Below are 17,858 nucleotides of genomic sequence, written 5' to 3' on the forward strand. Positions count from 1 at the left end.
AAAGGATGATAAAAATTATTTTATGGAATATGAAAAACTGGAAGGCAGGAGACAGTTTGAAGAAGCAGATGATTGTATCTTAAAGGTAATTACTGTAAACGAGGCATATCTCAGGAAGCTGCCGTATGCGGCGCAGACGTACGCGGGGGGAAGTGCTGATTGATTTTACGGAAAACGGCAGCAGTGCACAGGGGAATCTCATGTATGAGGCGAATCCGGGCGGAGCACCCTGCAATGTGCTGGCAATGCTGCAGAAGTTTGGACATAAGACCGCGTTTTTTCTTTTTACCGGAATCCGGGCGCGGATATGATGCTGCGTACAGAGGAACTGCAGGAGCAGATCTTAAAGGACACCCGCATATTTCATTTTGGCACGCTCTCGATGACGGATGAGCCGGTGCGAAGCGCCACAGGACATGCCATTGAGACCGCAAAGGCAAACGGGGCGATGCTCTCCTTTGATCCGAACATAAGGGAACCGCTCTGGCGGTCATTGGAAGAGACGAAGAGACAGACTGCTTACGGGATGGAAGTGTGCGATGTGCTGAAAATATCGGACAATGAGATCTGGTGATTTACCGGCGAGGAGGATTTCGACCGCGAGTGGACATGCTTTGGCGGGAATACTACATTCCTCTGATTCTGTTGTCGATGGGAAGCGGGGGAAGCCGGGCATACTGCAGCAGCCGCAGAGCCGAACAACCTGCATTTATACAGGCGGGCACGATCGAGACGACCGGAGCGGGAGACACGTTCGGTGCATGCTGCCTGCACTATATTCTGGAACACGGCGTGGCGGGATTTGGCACGACGGAGTTGGAAGAGATGCTGCGTTTTGCAAATGCGGCGGCATCGATTGTCACGACACGACGCGGAGCGCTGCGCGTGATGCCGGAACCGGAGGAAATACAGGCGCTTCTTGCAGAAAAAAGCATTTGAGCGGTGTCGTTTCAGGTATCGCTCTGCAGATGTTCCATCAGCTTCTGGGCAGCGATGCTCTTCGGGCGGCTTGTGTCCCGGATGAGGCAGATCTCACGTTCCGGGATCGGCTCGACCAGACGGATGGGAAGCACTTCCCCGCGCGCAATCGGTTCGGAGGCGAGTGCTTCCGGATAGAAGCCGATGCCGAGATTGTGCGCGACCATGGGCAGAATCTGATCGGTCGTGGAGGCTTCCATGTCCGGTGAAAATACAAGATGATGACTTAGAAAATACTGGGAATACAATTCTCTCGTGCCGGTTCCGGCTCCGAGAGAGATAAAAGGAACCTCCGACAGGTCGTGCAGACTCTGCATGCGGGAGGCAATAGCGGCATAGGAAGAACCTCCGATCAGGATTTCGCGAAAGGATAAAAGCGACGTCTTGTGAAGAGGTTTTTTGATGTCGATCGGGGTCGTCACCACGGAAAAATCGACGGTGCCGTGCGACAGGGCACGGATGGCCTGCGGTGTGGAATGGTTGGAAATCTGCAGGCGCACATGTGGATAATTGTGGTGGAAAAGCTCCAGTTTGTTCAAAAGAAACAGGCGCAGAGCCGTCTCGCTCGCGCCGATGGTCACAAGACCGCTTTCGAGACTTTTGTCTTTTAAGATTTCCTGTTCCCCGAGCATCAGCTGTTCGTTGGCGATAGCGACATGGGAGAAGAGGCGTTCCCCCTCCGGCGTCAGGCTGACACCGCGGTTGGTGCGCACAAGCAGCTTGCAGCCGAGCTCGCTCTCGAGCAGATTCATGCAGCGGGAGAGATTCGGCTGGTTGTTCCCAAGAATCTCAGCAGCTTTGGAAAAGCTTTGATATTGTGCAACATAGTAAAAAATGCGGTAGTAATCCAGCGTCATGATCCGTGCCTCCTTTTGCACTCCTTGATATATGATATTGATATATCCAATATATAAAATATACTTTTTACATATCTATTTTCGGTCAGTATAATACAGAAGGATCAAGAAAGCAAGAGAGTTTGGAGTGATACAGGTGAAAAAGGGAAAGTTCACAGGCTGGATGACACAGGTACTTCCGGAAAAGCAGATGTCGGAAGCGTTTATCAACAGTATTTTCCTTGCAATGTCCGGAGGCTTTCAGGATGCATACACCTACTTTACCAGAGACAAGGTGTTCTCCAACGCGCAGACGGGCAATGTGGTGTTGATGAGCCAGCATTTTATGATGGGAGAGTGGAAGGACGGGCTGAAGTATCTGCTGCCGCTTCTGGCATTCGCGTTTGGCGTGCTGGCGGCGGAGCGGATACAGGCGCAGTTCCGCTTTGCCAGGCGGCTGCACTGGCGGCAGGGAATTCTGCTTCTGGAAATTGCAATCCTTCTGATTGTCGGATTCCTTCCGCAGACCCTCAACATGACGGCGACCATCCTGGTGTCGTTCTCCTGTGCGATGCAGGTGCAGGCATTCCGGAAGGTGGACGGCTATTCCTACGCCAGCACGATGTGCATCGGCAATCTGCGGAGTGGTACGGCATCGCTTTCCATGTATTTCAGGGAGCGCCGTCCCGAGTTTTTAAAGCAGGCTCTTTATTATTTTGGCATCATCTTGTTTTTCGCGCTGGGCGCTGGGGCAGGCGGCAACTTATCGGTTCGTTACGGAGTACATGTGATCTGGGTATCAGGCGGACTTTTGATGGTGAGCGTGCTGTTAATGTTCCTGGAAAAGCTGCGTGTATGGAACAGGTGAGAACAGACAGAAAGGGGAGAGTGTAATGGCAACTATTTTTCCAAGGGAAGAAAAAGCGGAGCAGTTGTTCGAGAAGATTCTGGAAAATCCGGATGCGTGTGAGCGGCTGAAGGATACGTTTTATGAGCATTTTCCGGAATCGGAGGATATGGATGCGCAGATGCCGGCGGTATCGCCACAGACTTTTACGAGGGCGCTGTTTCAGGCATACCAGAACAAGGATCTGTCGGCATTTCTGATGGCGATCTGCGGAAACAGCATGTTTGATCTGCTGCGCAACTCTTTTCTGATCCCGATCCGGTTTGACGACAAGGGCAAGACAAACCCGATTCTTTTGACCGATGACCAGGGAATCTTAAGAGAGAAGCTCCCGGTGAACGTCCCGGACAAGGTTTACCAGAAGTTCAGCAGAATCTATCAGCACAGGGAGCCGATCCCACAGATGCGGGAATATCTGGCGTACGGTTTCCGCGAGGAGCACCGCTACGGCGAGGAGGATCTGTCGGTGGAGAGCGTGGAGATCGGGCGACATCTGGGAATCCTGCTGCTCTATGCCATGCCGGAACATTTGCAGGAGCATCTGACGGATGCGCAGGTGTATGTCCATGTATGGGACGCGCTGATGCGGCTTGAAGATGTGCTGCCGCGTGCCTTTATGTATTACGGGAAAATGCAGGTAAACGGGCAGGAGACCGGAAGCGAGGAACTGGGAATTTTCCTTCCGCTGCGTCATTTTGGCGATGCCATGGAGCGCAACATTGAGCAGGCAAACGGGATTGCGCTGGGGTTCCGGGAAGAGATGGAACGTTATGCCAGAAGTGTCTGAAAAGGGATGAGAAGCATGAAAAAAAGTATGCCGCGCATTGGCATGAGGATTATAAAAACATCGATAGCGGCTTTCCTGATATTGTTGATTTTTACTGCGGTAGGGGCAAAGCGGTCGCCGTTCTACGTTCTGATCACGACGATCATCTGTATCCAGCCGGATATTGCAAACACAAAGGACACGGCATTCAACCGTGCGATCGGAACATTGATCGGCGCGGTCACCGGTGCGGTGGCGATGTTTCTGGAAATGCCGGTCAAGGGTCTGCCCGGAGGCGAACTGTGGTGGGATCTTTTAAACGCGGTAATGATCTGCATTACCATTTATCTGACGGTGCTGCTCGGCAAACAGTACATTGCGTTCATGGCGTGCGTGGCGTATTTAAGCGTTGCGGTCATCACACATGATGGAGTATCGCCGTATGAATTCCTGTTTTACAGGGTGGTGGATACTTTCCTCGGCGTGGGAATCGGCAGCCTGGTTGGCAGTTTTCACACACACGGGAAGAAGCGCAACGATGTGCTGTTCGTGGCGGAGCTGGATGATGAGCTGCGCAGTGCGCACCGGCAGATCAGCGAATTTAACAAGACAGCATTAAATCATATGATTGACGAGGGCGCACTTTTTACCATGATTACCAGACAGACACCGGCGTCTTTGATTGCGGAGGTCGAGCACTTAAAGCTGCGCCTGCCGGTGATCGCCCTTGACGGAGCGGTTCTGTATGATATTTATCAGAACAGGTATCTGCATGCATGCCTGATGGAGCACGATATGGGAATCCGTATCCGGCAGCTTTTGACGGAGCAGAACCGCGCATTTTTCACCAATGTCATCGTGGATGACGTGTGGGTGATTTACTATAACGATCTGGTGGACGAGGACCAGAAAGGATACTTAAAGAAACTCCGGACTTCGCCGTACCGCAACTATATGAAACGTGCACCGCACGATGAAGATCATATTTTGTATTTCAGTGTTCTGGACACGCACAACCGGTTGATTATGCTGGAGAAGCAGCTTGAGGAGATGGGATTCGCCGGGAAGCTGAAATTCCTGTTGGAGGATCACGTATTCGGGGAGAAGAGTCTTCTCAAGATTCTGTCGATTGAGGCAAGCCCGCGGAACATGCTTGACCGGCTTATGAAGATGCTGCATGTGCATCACAGTATTGTCTATGGAGACAAAGACTCGGAGACCTGCTGTGATGTGGCGGTGGCGGACAGTGATTTTAACCGGATTGTGCAGAACATCCGCGCAGACTATACCGGAAGAAAAAGAAAGACAAGAGTGTCCAAGAAGCTGGAGGACATCCGCAATTAGAAAGAGAGGCAATTATTATGTTAACATCAGTGACGGGAATTAACTGGGGCGATGAAGGAAAGGGAAGAATCGTGGATCTTCTCACAGAAAAGGCGGACTATGTTGTCCGTTATCAGGGAGGCAATAACGCCGGGCATACGGTGGTGACGGATCAGGGAAAATTTGTGCTGAATCTGCTTCCGTCCGGTATCCTGCATCCGACGGCAGTCTGTGTGCTGGGAAACGGTATGGTGATCGATCCGGATCATCTGCGCCATGAGATTGCAATGATGCAGTATATGAAAGTAAAAGTGGATGCGTCGAACCTTAAGATTTCAGATAAGGCGACCATCTGCATGCCGTTCCATGTGAGACAGGATGTGCTTGAGGAGGAGCGGCTTTCCAAGACGGGTTCCGCATTCGGATCGACCCGGAGAGGCATCGCCTACGCCTACGGAGATAAATATATGAAAAAGACGCTTCGGATGGGCGATCTGCTGGAACTGGATGCGCCGTCCGTACAGCATCGTTTAAAAGTTATCATCGACAGCAAGAATCTGGTGCTGGAGAATGTATACAATCAGGAACCGCTCTCCTATGATGAGATTATGGAGTGGTGCAGAAGCCAGGCAGAATTTTTCAAAGATTATATCTGCGACGTGGGAACATTGCTCGGTGCTGCTGCCGGTCAAGGGAAAAATATTCTGTTTGAGGCGCAGCTTGGAGCGCTCCGCGATATTGATTATGGCATTTATCCGTTTACATCCAGCTCCAATACAATTGCAAGCTATGCCCCGATCGGTGCCGGTATTCCGGGCTGCGCGCTCGACAACGTGGTAGGCGTCATGAAAGCATATTCCACATGCGTAGGCGAGGGACCGTTTGTAGCGGAGACGGCGATGGGCGAAGCCTGGAATGAAAAATTGCGGGAGAGCGGCGGAGAGTTCGGCGCAGCAACAGGCAGACCGCGCCGTGTCGGACCGTTTGACGCTGTTGCAAGCCGTTACGGCATCCGGTGCCAGAAGGCGCAGGATATTGCACTGACCAAACTGGATGTGCTCGGAGCATTTGATAAAATTCCGGTAATTACGGGATACCGTCTGCACGGTGTGTTGCTTGATTCTTTCCCGACGGACAGCAGACTCGAGGAGGCAGAACCGGTGATCGAGGAACTGCCGGGCTGGGAATGCGATATTTCCGGCTGCAGAAGCTGGAAGGATCTGCCGGAAAATGCCAGAAAATATGTGTGTACACTGGAGAAACTCGTGGATCATCCGATTTATCTGGTATCTACGGGAGCAGAGAGGGATGCGTACCTGCTGCGTGAGTGACAAAAACGTCTGCGAGGGCATTTCCTATATCCGGTTTTGTTTTTATTTCATAGGAAATACCGTGATACATTCATGTGTGAAAGTGGAACTTTCCTATGAAATAAAAAACGCTCCGCGAGGATGCGCAGCTCGCGGTAAGGAAAATATCGCTTTGCGAACCGCTCGCGCGCGGAGAATCTCGCAAGCAAGATTCTTTTTTATTACAGGGGAGTGTAATGGAAATAAACGAAAAGGACAGGGTGACAGAAAGAGTTTCTGCCGCCCTGTCTTTTCTTATGAAAGAAAATATGTTACATTACATATCAGTGTTAGAAAACGAGAGCGAGAGGAGCAGCGGTTATGAGTAGTTATCTGGGATTTGTGATCGGCGGCTATCTTCTGGGAAGCATTTTATTTGCTTATGTGCTTCCGAAGCTGACCCGCCATATCGATATCCGGGAGATGTCGGAGGACGGAAATCCCGGAACCTACAATGCATTCCGGTACGGCGGCGCAGTCTGTGGAACCTGTGTGCTGCTGCTGGAACTTTTGAAGGGATTTTTACCGGTGTGGCTGTGCGAGCGGACCGCCGGTCTGCAATCCCTGTGGTTTGCGGCAGTAATGGCGGCGCCTGTGCTGGGACACGCCTATTCCATTTATCACCGCGGGCGCGGCGGCAAGGCGATCGCGGTATCCTTCGGGGTTCTGCTGGGACTGGTGCCGGCGGGAATCTGGCAGCCGTTAGCGATGCTGGTGCTGTTTTATCTGCTGTTTTCACTTTTGCTTAAGATCAAAAGCCATGTGAGACGGAGTATTGTGACGTATCTGTGCTTTGCAGCGGGAACCTGTCTTGCGGTGGAGGAGCGGCCGGTTCTGATCGGAGGCCTGCTGATTGCCGAAACGGTTATCTACCGGCACACATTCGGATGCCCGGGGGAGGAAAAAAATGAATGTACTGATCTTATCATGTAATACAGGCGGTGGCCACAACGCGGCGGCACGCGCGGTTGCGGAGACTTTCCGTGCGCACGGGGACGAGGCGGTGGTGCTGGATTATCTTAAGCTTGCAGGAGAGAAGGTCTCGAGGACGGTCGGTAACGTCTATGTGGAGACGGTAAAGATTGCCCCGGGTCTGTTCGGACTTTTGTATAAGATCGGCATGCTTGTCAGCCGGCTTCTCCGTCGTTCGCCGGTCTATTATGTCAATGGGAAGATGGCAGTCTACCTGGCGGCGTATCTGAAGAAACATCCGGCGGACGTGATTGTCATGCCGCATCTGTATCCGGCGGAAACCATTACCTATATGAAGCGAAAGGGAATGAAGCTTCCGCTCACGGTGGCGGTGATGACGGATTATACCTGTATCCCGTTCTGGGAAGAGACGGACTGCGACTATTATATGATTCCGCACGAGAGTCTGATCCCGGAGATTGTGAAGCGCGGGATTCCGGAAGAAAAGCTGGTGGTGACGGGCATTCCGGTGGCGGCGGCATGCAGTGAGCCGTGGGGTGGTACGCCGGAAGAAAGTGCTGCGGCGGATACACACGCGCACAGCATTGTGCGCAAAAAGGTGCAGCAGGCGGCGAAAAAAAGTCTGGGACTCGAAGAAAAACAGCGGTATATCCTTGTGGCAGGTGGCAGCATGGGAGCGGGATCGATCGACCGGCTGATTCCGGCGTTGCTGAGGCGCATACAAGGGGAGGAGCACCTCATTCTGATCTGCGGCAGCAATCAGAAACTAGAGCAGCGGATGCAGGCACGCTTCGGCAGAGATGCGAGGATGACGATCCTGGGAAGCGTCAGCAACATGCCGGTTTATCTGCATGCGTGTGACATCATTTACACAAAACCCGGCGGACTCACCTCCACGGAGGCCGCAGTGACGGAGATTCCCATTGTCCACACAAAGCCGATACCGGGATGTGAGACAAAGAATCGGAGCTTTTTTGTCAAAAAGGGAATGAGCGTGACCGCATACACGGAATATGGCCTGGTCAGAAAAGGAATGCAGCTGCTTCATAATCCCGGGAAGAGAAACGCGATGCAGAGAGCACAGTGCCAGGGAATGGAAAAACACAGTGCGGAAAAGATATATCAGTTTGTAAAAACAAAAATATAGCGGGAGAGCACAGGAGTATTTTTCGATGTTTTCCGGTCAGCAGCCGGTATAGCGATCGTACATAGAAGAGGGGGCTGCCGCATGAAGCGGGCAGCCCCTCTTGACGTGATAAGTAACAGGAAAAAGGATTGTTCTGTCTCTGGATTAAGCGGTATATTTTGCAAGGGTTGCCGCAACAGCGCCTGTGCCTGCGGTAAGCTCGGTAAAGTAATCGCATACCAGCGTATCCATGCCGAGTGCGCACAGGTCAACGCCCCAGATCTTTGCGTTGGAGAGGATCGGTGCAAGCGTTTTCTTTGCATCGAAAGCCTCGCCGAGTTTTACATCGGCAACATAGGAGGACGCTTCTGCAAGCATCGGGTCCGGGCTTGGGGTGAATGCGTTACCGTTGTCGTCAACACCCATCAGGTAGCGCAGCCATCCGGCAAATACAAGCGGGATCAGCTTTAAGTCGGCAACGTTCAAAGAAGGAGCTGCCGCATAGGCTTTGATGGTCTCGCCGAAACGGATGGCCAGCTTCTGGGAGGTATCGGTTGCAATACGCTGCGGTGTGTCCGGCATAAACGGATTCGGAATGCGGACATTTAATACGGTATCGATGAACTCTTTCGGATCGAGAATGCCCGGATTGATAACAACCGGAAGTCCCTCTTTATATCCGATCACTTCAACAAGCTTCTTTAAAGAAGGATTCTTCATCTCCTCGGAGATTAAGTTGTAGCCGAGCAGGCAGCCGTAAACAGCAAGTGCGGTGTGAAGCGGGTTTAAGCAGGTGCAGACCTTCATTTTCTCGACTTTGTCGACGGTCTCCCGTGTGGTAAAGATCAGACCGCCCTTTTCCAGAGCCGGACGACCGTTCGGGAAGTTGTCTTCGATGACGAGATACTGGCATTCCTCTGCGTTGACAAACGGCGCCACATAGGTGTTTTTGCTGGTGACAACCGGATCCAGTTCCTCGACACCGTCCTTCTTTAAAATCTCCTCGATGGAAGCGTCCGGGCGCGGGGTGATCTTATCGATCATCGTCCACGGGAAGGATACCTTGCCGGAAGTCTTCACATAAGCCTCAAATGCCTCATCGGCAAGACCGTTCTTTACCCAGCCCTCTGCGAATGCTGTGATGGCTGCCGCGAGCTTATCTCCGTTGTGGGAGCAGTTATCCATGCTTACCATGGCGATCGGCTTCTCACCTGCAAGGAAACGTGCATACAGAAGAGATGCGACTTTTCCGATATAGCTGGCCGGCTTTTGCGGACCTGCTGCCATATCTGCGGCAACTGCCGGCATGAAGCTGCCGTCAGAACCGTAGAGGTTGTAACCCTTTTCTGTGATGGTAAAAGTTGCCATCTGCAGGGAGTCCGCGGAGAAAATCTCCTTCAGGCGGGAGAACTGTGCATCGTCCTCGGAATCGAGTGCCAGAGACTCCATCACACTGCCGACAACGGTTTTCTCAACGGTGCCGTTTGCCTTTAAAGTGACAAGAATGCTGTAGTCGTCATGCGGATGATTCATTTTCTCGATAATTTCATAATCGTAACCCTCGGCAACGACAAGACCGCGGTCAAGATCTCCCTTGTTTAAAAGATCCTGTACCACATTTGCCTGGAAGGCACGGAAAATGTTGCCGGCTCCGAAATGAATCCAGAACGGATTCTGCTTTGTTCTGGCGGCAACCGCCTCTCTGTCATACTGCGGAAGTGCGTAACCGGCAGCTTCCCATGCGTTCTTATTTTCTAATCCTTTGTTATTTAGCTTCATAGCGTGCAGCTCCTTTCTCAATTGCTTCCCAAAGTCCGTTCAGGTAGGTGGCGCCAAGTGCGCGGTCATAAAGGCCGTAACCCGGCATAGCGACTTCGCCCCAGATCATACGTCCGTGGTCCGGACGGATCGGACCGTCAAAACCGATCTCGTAGAGGGCACGCATGATTTCATACATATCAAAAGTGCCGTCTGAAGAGAGATGTGCGGCTTCCTCAAAGTCTGTCGGGCTGTTGAATTTCAGATTGCGCACATGGGCAAAATGGATACGTCCCTTTAAGGAACGGATCATATCCGGCAGATCGTTCTCCAGGTTGGTTCCGTAGGAACCGGAGCAGAAAGTTACACCGTTGTGCGGATTGTCGACCATGCTCATCATGCGGAGAATGTTTTTCTTGTTGATGATGATGCGCGGAAGACCAAATACGCTCCAGGCAGGATCGTCCGGATGGATTGCCATGTTGATGTCATACTTGTCGCACACCGGCATGATGCGCTCCAGAAAATACTTCAGGTTGGCAAACAATTTTTCATCGTCAATGTCCTTGTACATGGCAAAAAGCTCTTTGATGTGCGCCATGCGCTCCGGCTCCCAGCCCGGCATGATGCTGCCGTTGGTATCCCCGGCGATGGACTCAAACATTTTCTCCGGATCGAGGGCATCCACAGCCTCCTGGGTGTAAGCGAGGACAGTAGAACCGTCCGGACGCTTTCTGGCGAGTTCCGTGCGGGTCCAGTCGAAAACAGGCATGAAGTTATAGCATACGAGATGGATATCTTCTTTTCCGAGATTTTCCAGTGTCTCAATGTAGTGATCGATGTAGAGATCACGGTCCGGTGCGCCGGTTTTGATGGCGTCGTGGACGTTGACGCTCTCGATACCGGAAATATGAAGTCCTGCGGCAGCAACTTCCGCCTTTAATGCGGCGATGCGCTCTCTGCTCCAGACCTCACCCGGTGCGGTATCGTAGAGGGTGGTGATGACTCCGGTCACGCCCGGAATCTGTCTGATCTGCTCTAAGGTGACGGTGTCAAATTTGGAACCGTACCATCTTAAAGTCATTTCCATAGTGTGTAACCTCCGTTCTTTTCTGCTCCGTTAAGGAAGTGTCATATTGGATGATTTCATTATATAAAATCCGCTCCAAAAGCAAATTGAAAGACTTGTTGCATACATTGCAAAAGTTGCTATCTTCCGCTATAATCAGGGAAGAGTTTGAAAAAATATAAGACGAAAAAGGAAAGCAACGGATCAATGGCGGCATGAAAGGAGTGCCCGAAGAGGAAATAGCGCATGCAGAAAAATTTACAGACCAGATTCAGCACCAGACAGTACATGCTGTCCCGCGATTTTGAACTATATTATTATAATGAACATTACACGTCAAAAGTGGATACGCACACACACGATTATTATGAGTTCTATTTTTTTATGGAGGGGGACGTCTCGATTGAGATTGAGGGGCAGAGATACCCGCTCCGCTATGGGGATATGGTGGTAATTCCTCCGCACCGCAGGCACCGTGCCGTTGTGCACAACCATGCGCAGGCATACCGCCGGTTCGTGTTCTGGGTCAGCCGGGAATATGCCAGCCGGCTGATGGAACTTTCTCCGGCATACGGCTACCTGATGCAGCGCGCGGAAGTGTCCGGGAAAAATGTGTTTCACAGTGATGTAATTACATTTAACGCCACGCAGTTTAAAATCTTTCAGCTGATTGAGGAGATGCAGATGGAGCGTTTTGGGAGGGAGGCGCGGATACCGCTGCTGGTCAACGATCTGATCCTGCACTTGAACCGGATGGTGTACGAGGAAGAAAATCCCGCCAAGGTAAAGGAGCAGGATCTCTATCAGAATCTGATCTATTATATAGAGGAGCATCTGGAGGAGGAACTGTCGTTGGAAAAACTGGCAGGAGCCTTTTTCGTGAGCCGCTATTATGTGGCGCACGTCTTTAAGGAGCAGGCGGGAATCTCGGTTCACCAGTATATTTTAAAGAAAAGGATGCAGGCGTCCCGGGAGGCGATTTTAGGCGGTGAGAACATCAGCCAGGTGTATGAGCGGTTCGGGTTCCGGGACTATTCCAGCTTTTACCGCGCGTTCCGCCGGGAATATGGCATGTCGCCGAAGGAGTACCGCGAAGAGCGCCTGCGGTAGCCGCTGACCGGAAAATAGGGCATGCCCCGGGCGGTTTTCACGGAGCCAGCCGGGGAGAAGTGATCTTTACGGGGATTTATAACAGACAATCACATTCCGGAGCGAAGCAGCGGGGCGGAGTCTGATCACAAAATACGGACTTTCTAACCCAGCCGCTTTCGACAACTGCGATGATCCGCGTCTTTCCAGGCTTGGAGCACTCCGCGAATGTGTCCGCAAGCCGCAGACAATTTTAGGACTTACGTGCAGCACTTTGCACACCGATGAGCAAAACATAACCGCGCGAGACCGATGTTTGAGCTGCTTTCTGCCTTGTTTTTAATAGCAGAAAGCAACGAGTTTCGGCTCGCGCGGTTTTATCATGTCTGTGAAGAGGTGTGCTTAGCGCTGCTAGGAAGTCCGCTCATTGTCTGCGGGTTTGTCGGACACATTCGCGGATTGTTCAAGCGTGGCAAAGACACGGAATGAATTGCCGAAAGCGGCAGGGAAGAAACTCTTGCATTTTGTTTCAAAGACTCCGTCCCGCTGCTTCGCTCCGGAATGATATTTCCTATTATAAAGCCTATTTCTCCCGGGCACCGGCTCCGCGGAAATCCCCCGGGGTCACGCCGTATTTTTTCCGGAATTCCCGGTAGAAGTAGGACAGGTTGTGGAAGCCGGCGGACAGGGAGACGTCCAGCGGGGTAAGCCTGTCCTGCCCGAGCAGCTCGGCAGCCTTCTCCAGACGCAGGTTCTTGATGTAATTTAAGCAGGAGGTACCCATGAAGCGCTTGAAAAAACGCATGAAATGATACTCACTGAAATAGCACAGGGAAGCCAGAGCGGAGATGGAAAGCTCCTCCGCATAATGGGCATCAATATACTCCAGAACTGTTTTTAATTTGGCGGTATATTCCATGTGGAGCCGTGTGTCCTCATCCGCTGCGCTGCAGCAGGGGAGAAGCAGCGCAATCAGGCGCAGAAAATCAGCCTTCAGCAGCAGCTCATAGCCCGGCGTGGCGGCGTCGTGCAGGGCATCCATATCGTTGAACAGGTCATCTAAGGCAGCGTGCAGCGGATGACGGGTATCAAAGAAAAACGGCGGAATCAGCTTTGCTGTCGCAAGCGGCGTCAGATACTGCACGGAGCAGATGTCCGCGGTGCTGGCGCCGAGAAAATGCATGTGAAAAACATAAGTCTCGGTGCAAAGCTTCTCTCTGGGCGTCACGGTGATTGCGTGCAGTAGCGCCGGAGGGATGAAGAGGAGATCGCCCGCGGCAACGTCATAGTGCTGCAGCTGGATCTGATAGGTGCCGCTCCCGGAGAGAATGCGCGTAAATTCCGCTTCCTCGTGCCAGTGTGCGCTGACGGACGGGTGCAGATCGTCCAGCGTGGTGATATATTTTTGCAGTGGAAAAAGCTGTTCACCGTGCCGGGCGTGTTCCTTTTGCTCCGGCGCCGGAATGGATGTCCTATTCATGTGCGTTCCCCTGATATTAAATAGCAGTATTGTGCAATAAAAAAGAAAATATAGTGCAAGATATTACGGATTTCTCTTATTATAATAACAGTATCATACAAAAAGGAAAAGAAAAACCGTATTGGGAAAAAGGAGAATGTGCAATGAAGAAAAAATGGTGGCACGATAAAGTGGCATATCAGATTTATCCGAAGAGCTTTCTGGATACGAACGGGGACGGAATCGGGGATCTGCGGGGAATTATCTCGAAGCTGGACTATTTGAAAGAGCTTGGCATTGACATCATCTGGCTCTCTCCGATTTATAAATCTCCCTTTGTGGATCAGGGGTATGACATTTCCGACTACTACGCGATCGCGCAGGAATTCGGAACGATGGAGGAGTTTGACGAGCTGCTTGCCGAGGCAAAAAAGAGAGGCATGTACATTGTGATGGATCTGGTGGTGAATCACTGTTCCGACCAGCATGAATGGTTCAAAAAGGCGCTGGCAGATCCGGATGGGGAATATGCGGATTACTTCTACTTTGTGAAGGGAAAAGACGGCAGGGAGCCGAGCAATTACCGCTCGTATTTTGGCGGAAATGCGTGGGAGCCGGTGCCGGGAACAGACAAATATTACCTGCACATGTTCGCAAAAGAGCAGCCGGATTTAAACTGGGAAAATCCTGTCCTTCGTCAGAAGATCTACGATATGGTGAACTGGTGGCTGGCGAAGGGACTTGCCGGATTCCGCATCGATGCAATCATCAACATCAAAAAAGACACGGCATTTCCGTCATTCCCGCCGGATGGAGACGACGGACTTGCCTCCTGTGTGAAGATGGTTGAGGAAGTGCAGGGAGTCGGCGCGCTTTTAGAGGACTTAAAACATGCAACCTTTGAAAAATGGGATGCATTTACCGTGGCGGAAGTTTTTAACATGAAGGAGGACGAACTGCCGGAGTTCATCGGGGATGACGGGCATTTTTCCACCATGTTTGATTTTTCCGCACATGAGCTGACCTACGGAGAACACGGCTGGTATGACAGCAAACCAATCGAATTCAAAAAATGGCGCGATACGCTGTTTGCATCCCAGTTAAAATTGCAGAAGGCGGGATTCGCGGCGAACATTATTGAGAATCACGACGAGCCGCGCGGAGCGAGCCGCTATCTGCCGGAGCATGCAAGAAATGAAGCCGGGAAAAAGATGCTGGGAACCACATCCATTCTGCTCCGCGGCATCCCGTTTATCTATCAGGGACAGGAGATCGGCATGACAAATTGCATCCGGAACGACATTTCGGAGTATGACGACATCAGCACGAAGGATCAGTATCAGGTTGCCATTGACGCGGGCTGCAGCAGGGAGGAGGCACTGCGCTGCTGCTACGAGAACAGCAGGGACAATGCCAGAACGCCGATGCAGTGGACGGATGATGAGAATGCCGGATTTACGGACGGAACGCCGTGGCTGGCAATGAATCCGAATTACCGGCAGATCAATGTCAGGGAGCAGGAGGCGCGGACGGATTCGGTGCTTGCCTATTACCGGAGACTGGTGCATCTGCGCAAGGCGGACGCCTACCGGGAAACATTCACCTACGGTATCTTCGAGCCGGCTTACCAGGAAATGGCGGATGTATTTGCGTATTACCGTGTGTCCGGGGAGAGTGGGCAGCGCATACTGGTTGCAGCAAACTTTGGAACGGATGCGGTTTCCCTGACGCTTGCCTATCCGTGCAGGCAGGTACTGCTGTCGAATCTGAGAGCAGAGAGCGCGGTGGAGACGGCATGTGAAAAAGCGAACGCGCTGACACTCGGAAGCTGTGAAGTGGCGGTAATCGAGCTGGGATAGGAATCCGGCGTTAGTAACCGGATCGGGATGGAAGTCAGCCGGCGGAAGAAGTGAGCCGGAATAAGCGTCAGCCGGCGGAAGAAATGAGCCGGAAAATGCGTGTGGAGCGGTGCAGGAAATTTTTGCATCGCTCCATTTTTTATGTTATGATAAGTGCAGAAAAACGGCGGAAACAGGCAGTTTTCCGTAAAATGAAATGTCGCAGCGGGCAGACAGAAGCCCACACGCAGGATGGGAGATTGAGATGAAAGAGAGCATAGATTGTCCGAAGCTCGTTGAGCAGTCGAAAAAGGTACAGAAGGGGCAGCACTGGCTGGTGGAATTGCTGGTGTTTGTGACGGTGTACATCATTGCGGCATTTGGAGAGATGCTGATTCTGCTGCCGGGAGAGCTTGTGCTGCTGAATACGAACACGGCATATCAGGATGCGGCTGCCTCCGGGGATATGGAACAGCTGTCGGAGGTGTCGGTGCAGATTGCGGGTTCGGATGCCTACGCGGTGTTAAAGCTTTTTTCCGGAATTGCCATGCTTCTGGTGGTCGTCTTATTCTGCAGGAAGTTCCAGAAGCGCAGCTTTGAGATGATCGGTTTTGTGAAGGAGCACGCGCTGCGGGAATATGCCATTGGACTGGGACTTGGGGTGGTATTTGCGGTAGTCACGGGGGGTATCGCGGTGGCGGCGGGAAAAGCGAAGCTGTTTACCGGAACGGCGCCGGGGATGCTGGTGCTGTTTCTCCTGGGATATCTGATCCAGGGGATGGCGGAGGAGCTTTTGTACCGCAGTTACCTGATGGTAACGATCGCGCGGCGCTATTCGATGACGGTGGCGGTGCTTATCAGTGCGGTGATCGGTGCGCTTCCGTACGCGGCGGGAGCCGTGGAGGCGCCGCTTGCATTTTTAAACGGTATGCTGTTCGGTATTTTCGCGGCGCTTTATCTGATCCGGCGCGGAAATATATGGGGAATCGGAGCGTTTCACGCGGCGTGGAGTTTTGTGCGTGACATTGTTTTTGGGACACCGGATCAGGTGGCGACGGCGGTAGTGCTGCTTGTCGGAATGATACTTGTTGGAGGAAAAAGACCATGGGGGAAAGCGGAATCCTGCTGCTGATTTTCCTGCTGCTTCTCGGAGCGATACTGGCGGTCAGCATCGTTTTGATCCGGAAGGCGGAGCGTGAGAGGGATGAGGCGTTGCAGCATGTCGCGGATGCAAGGACGGATTTTCTCTCCCGCATCAGCAATGACATCAAGACGCCGATGAACGTGATCATGGGAATGACGGCGGTCGGACTTGAAGAGTCGGATCACCCGGAGAAGATGGTGGAATGTCTTGGAAAAATTGATACGGCGAGCCGGTTTCTGATGGGGCTTTTGAATGATCTCGTGGATGTTTCCATGATTGAACTGGGGAGATTCCGGCTGCATCCGAAGCCGTATGCGCTCGAGGATTTTATGGAGGCGATCCGGGATATGACAGAGCCGGAGTGTGCCAAAAAGGGGATCACATTTCACATGTCCGGCGGCGAGAACAGTCTGAATGTCATGGTGGATCCGATCCGGCTGGAGCAGCTCTTTTTTAATCTGCTGGGGAACGCGGTCAAGTTCACTCCGGAAGGGGGAGAGATCTCTTTTCGGGTATGCAATTATGCGGTTCACAGCGGTACTTTTTCTGCGGATTATGTTGTCGCGGACACCGGAATCGGCATGAGCAGGGAGTTTCAGGAACTGCTGTTTGAGCCGTTTACGCGGGAAAGACGGGATGAGGCGGAACGGCGGCACGGCAGCGGACTGGGGCTGGCAATTACACAGAATATTGTGCAGCAGCTTGGCGGAAGTATTGCAGTCACGAGTGCGATCGGCGAGGGCACGAAGGTGAAGGTGCATCTGGATCTTCCGCTCGTGGATATTCAGCCGCAGAAGGAAGTGGCGAGAGGCGGGGGTTCCAGACAGGCGTTTGCCGCGCTCGGGGGGAAGCGGGTGCTTCTCGCGGAGGATCATCCGCTCAATGTTGAGATTACGCGGAAGCTTTTGGAGCGCCGGGGCGTGGAAGTCGTCTGTGCGGAAGATGGACGGCAGGCGCTGGAGCTTTTTATGGAGAGGGAAGAGCATTATTTCGATGCGGTCCTGATGGATATTGTGATGCCGAAGATGGACGGTTTTGAGGCGGCAAGGCAGATCAGACGGGTGCCGCACAAGGATGCGCAGATGATTCCGATTATCGCAATGAGCGCGAAGGACGCGCGCGAGGATATGGATGCCTGTAAGGAAGCCGGAATGAACGACTATCTTGCAAAGCCGGTGGAGCCGCAGAGACTGTACCAGGTGCTCGCGGAATATCTTGAGAATCCGATGTGAGTTTTTGGACAGATTGCCGAAACGGTCAGATGTAAAATAAAAATAAAATAA

General features: G+C 52.3%; 16 protein-coding genes and 1 pseudogene. 13 read left to right on the forward strand and 4 right to left on the reverse strand.

The features are described 5' to 3' along the window. Positions 1–22: 22 nt before the first annotated feature. Positions 23–163, forward strand: a complete 141-nt coding sequence (locus RHOM_RS17540; protein WP_158307313.1) for a hypothetical protein — start codon at positions 23–25, stop codon at positions 161–163. Continuing rightward, a pseudogene (locus RHOM_RS18275) lies at positions 126–939 on the forward strand (carbohydrate kinase family protein). Before RHOM_RS17540 ends, RHOM_RS18275 begins: the two are co-directional and overlap by 38 nt. 11 nt (positions 940–950) lie before the next feature. On the opposite strand, the gene RHOM_RS01155 reads toward RHOM_RS18275, so the two are convergent. Continuing rightward, positions 951–1,835: a LysR family transcriptional regulator gene (locus RHOM_RS01155; protein ID WP_014078451.1), complete on the reverse strand. Its 885-nt coding sequence runs from the start codon at positions 1,833–1,835 to the stop codon at positions 951–953. A gap of 190 nt (positions 1,836–2,025) precedes the next feature. On the opposite strand from RHOM_RS01155, the gene RHOM_RS01160 reads away from it, so the two are divergent. From RHOM_RS01160 to RHOM_RS01185, 7 genes are all read left to right on the forward strand, one after another. Continuing rightward, complete coding sequence (locus RHOM_RS01160; RefSeq protein WP_044024758.1) at positions 2,026–2,682, forward strand: YoaK family protein; 657 nt, start codon at positions 2,026–2,028, stop codon at positions 2,680–2,682. A gap of 25 nt (positions 2,683–2,707) precedes the next feature. After that, positions 2,708–3,508, forward strand: coding sequence for a DUF4866 domain-containing protein (locus RHOM_RS01165; RefSeq protein ID WP_044024759.1), 801 nt, complete (start codon positions 2,708–2,710; stop codon positions 3,506–3,508). Between the two features lie 15 nt (positions 3,509–3,523). Continuing rightward, positions 3,524–4,831: an FUSC family protein gene (locus RHOM_RS01170; protein ID WP_014078454.1), complete on the forward strand. Its 1,308-nt coding sequence runs from the start codon at positions 3,524–3,526 to the stop codon at positions 4,829–4,831. Between the two features lie 17 nt (positions 4,832–4,848). Further along, complete coding sequence (locus tag RHOM_RS01175) at positions 4,849–6,141, forward strand: adenylosuccinate synthase (RefSeq protein ID WP_014078455.1); 1,293 nt, start codon at positions 4,849–4,851, stop codon at positions 6,139–6,141. A gap of 215 nt (positions 6,142–6,356) precedes the next feature. After that, entirely contained in the window at positions 6,357–6,488 is a 132-nt protein-coding gene (locus RHOM_RS18090; RefSeq protein ID WP_014078456.1) for a hypothetical protein, read from the forward strand. Continuing rightward, positions 6,481–7,092: a glycerol-3-phosphate acyltransferase gene (locus tag RHOM_RS01180; RefSeq protein ID WP_014078457.1), complete on the forward strand. Its 612-nt coding sequence runs from the start codon at positions 6,481–6,483 to the stop codon at positions 7,090–7,092. Before RHOM_RS18090 ends, RHOM_RS01180 begins: the two co-directional genes overlap by 8 nt. Beyond that, positions 7,067–8,239 carry an MGDG synthase family glycosyltransferase gene (locus tag RHOM_RS01185; protein ID WP_014078458.1) on the forward strand — a complete coding sequence of 391 codons (1,173 nt, stop codon included), beginning with the start codon at positions 7,067–7,069 and terminating at the stop codon, positions 8,237–8,239. The genes RHOM_RS01180 and RHOM_RS01185 overlap by 26 nt, the downstream gene beginning before the upstream one ends. 144 nt (positions 8,240–8,383) lie before the next feature. On the opposite strand, the gene RHOM_RS01190 is transcribed toward RHOM_RS01185, so the two are convergent. Beyond that, positions 8,384–9,997 (reverse strand): mannitol dehydrogenase family protein, encoded by a 1,614-nt coding sequence (locus RHOM_RS01190; RefSeq protein ID WP_014078459.1) that lies wholly within the window; start codon positions 9,995–9,997, stop codon positions 8,384–8,386. Beyond that, on the reverse strand, positions 9,984–11,066 hold the full coding sequence (uxuA, locus tag RHOM_RS01195) for a mannonate dehydratase (RefSeq protein ID WP_014078460.1): 1,083 nt from the start codon (positions 11,064–11,066) through the stop codon (positions 9,984–9,986). Before uxuA ends, RHOM_RS01190 begins: the two co-directional genes overlap by 14 nt. A 225-nt stretch (positions 11,067–11,291) precedes the next feature. On the opposite strand from uxuA, the gene RHOM_RS01200 reads away from it, so the two are divergent. Beyond that, a complete protein-coding gene (locus RHOM_RS01200; protein ID WP_014078462.1) occupies positions 11,292–12,155 on the forward strand; it encodes a helix-turn-helix transcriptional regulator in 864 nt (287 codons plus the stop codon). 562 nt (positions 12,156–12,717) lie between these two features. Here the strand turns inward: RHOM_RS01200 and RHOM_RS01205 are convergent. Continuing rightward, positions 12,718–13,614 carry an AraC family transcriptional regulator gene (locus tag RHOM_RS01205; protein WP_014078464.1) on the reverse strand — a complete coding sequence of 299 codons (897 nt, stop codon included), beginning with the start codon at positions 13,612–13,614 and terminating at the stop codon, positions 12,718–12,720. Positions 13,615–13,757: 143 nt separating this feature from the next. Here RHOM_RS01205 and RHOM_RS01210 point away from each other — a divergent pair, with 143 nt between their 5' ends. The 3 genes from RHOM_RS01210 to RHOM_RS01220 all read left to right on the forward strand — a co-directional run bounded on the left by RHOM_RS01210 (position 13,758) and on the right by RHOM_RS01220 (position 17,807). Continuing rightward, positions 13,758–15,452 (forward strand): alpha-glucosidase, encoded by a 1,695-nt coding sequence (locus tag RHOM_RS01210; RefSeq protein WP_014078465.1) that lies wholly within the window; start codon positions 13,758–13,760, stop codon positions 15,450–15,452. 244 nt (positions 15,453–15,696) lie between these two features. After that, positions 15,697–16,563, forward strand: coding sequence for a CPBP family intramembrane glutamic endopeptidase (locus tag RHOM_RS01215; RefSeq protein ID WP_014078467.1), 867 nt, complete (start codon positions 15,697–15,699; stop codon positions 16,561–16,563). Next, positions 16,536–17,807 carry a response regulator gene (locus RHOM_RS01220; RefSeq protein ID WP_014078468.1) on the forward strand — a complete coding sequence of 424 codons (1,272 nt, stop codon included), beginning with the start codon at positions 16,536–16,538 and terminating at the stop codon, positions 17,805–17,807. The genes RHOM_RS01215 and RHOM_RS01220 overlap by 28 nt, the downstream gene beginning before the upstream one ends. Positions 17,808–17,858 lie beyond the last annotated feature (51 nt).

The sequence above is a fragment of the Roseburia hominis A2-183 genome (genome assembly GCF_000225345.1).
In the GTDB taxonomy this organism is placed as follows: domain Bacteria; phylum Bacillota; class Clostridia; order Lachnospirales; family Lachnospiraceae; genus Roseburia; species Roseburia hominis.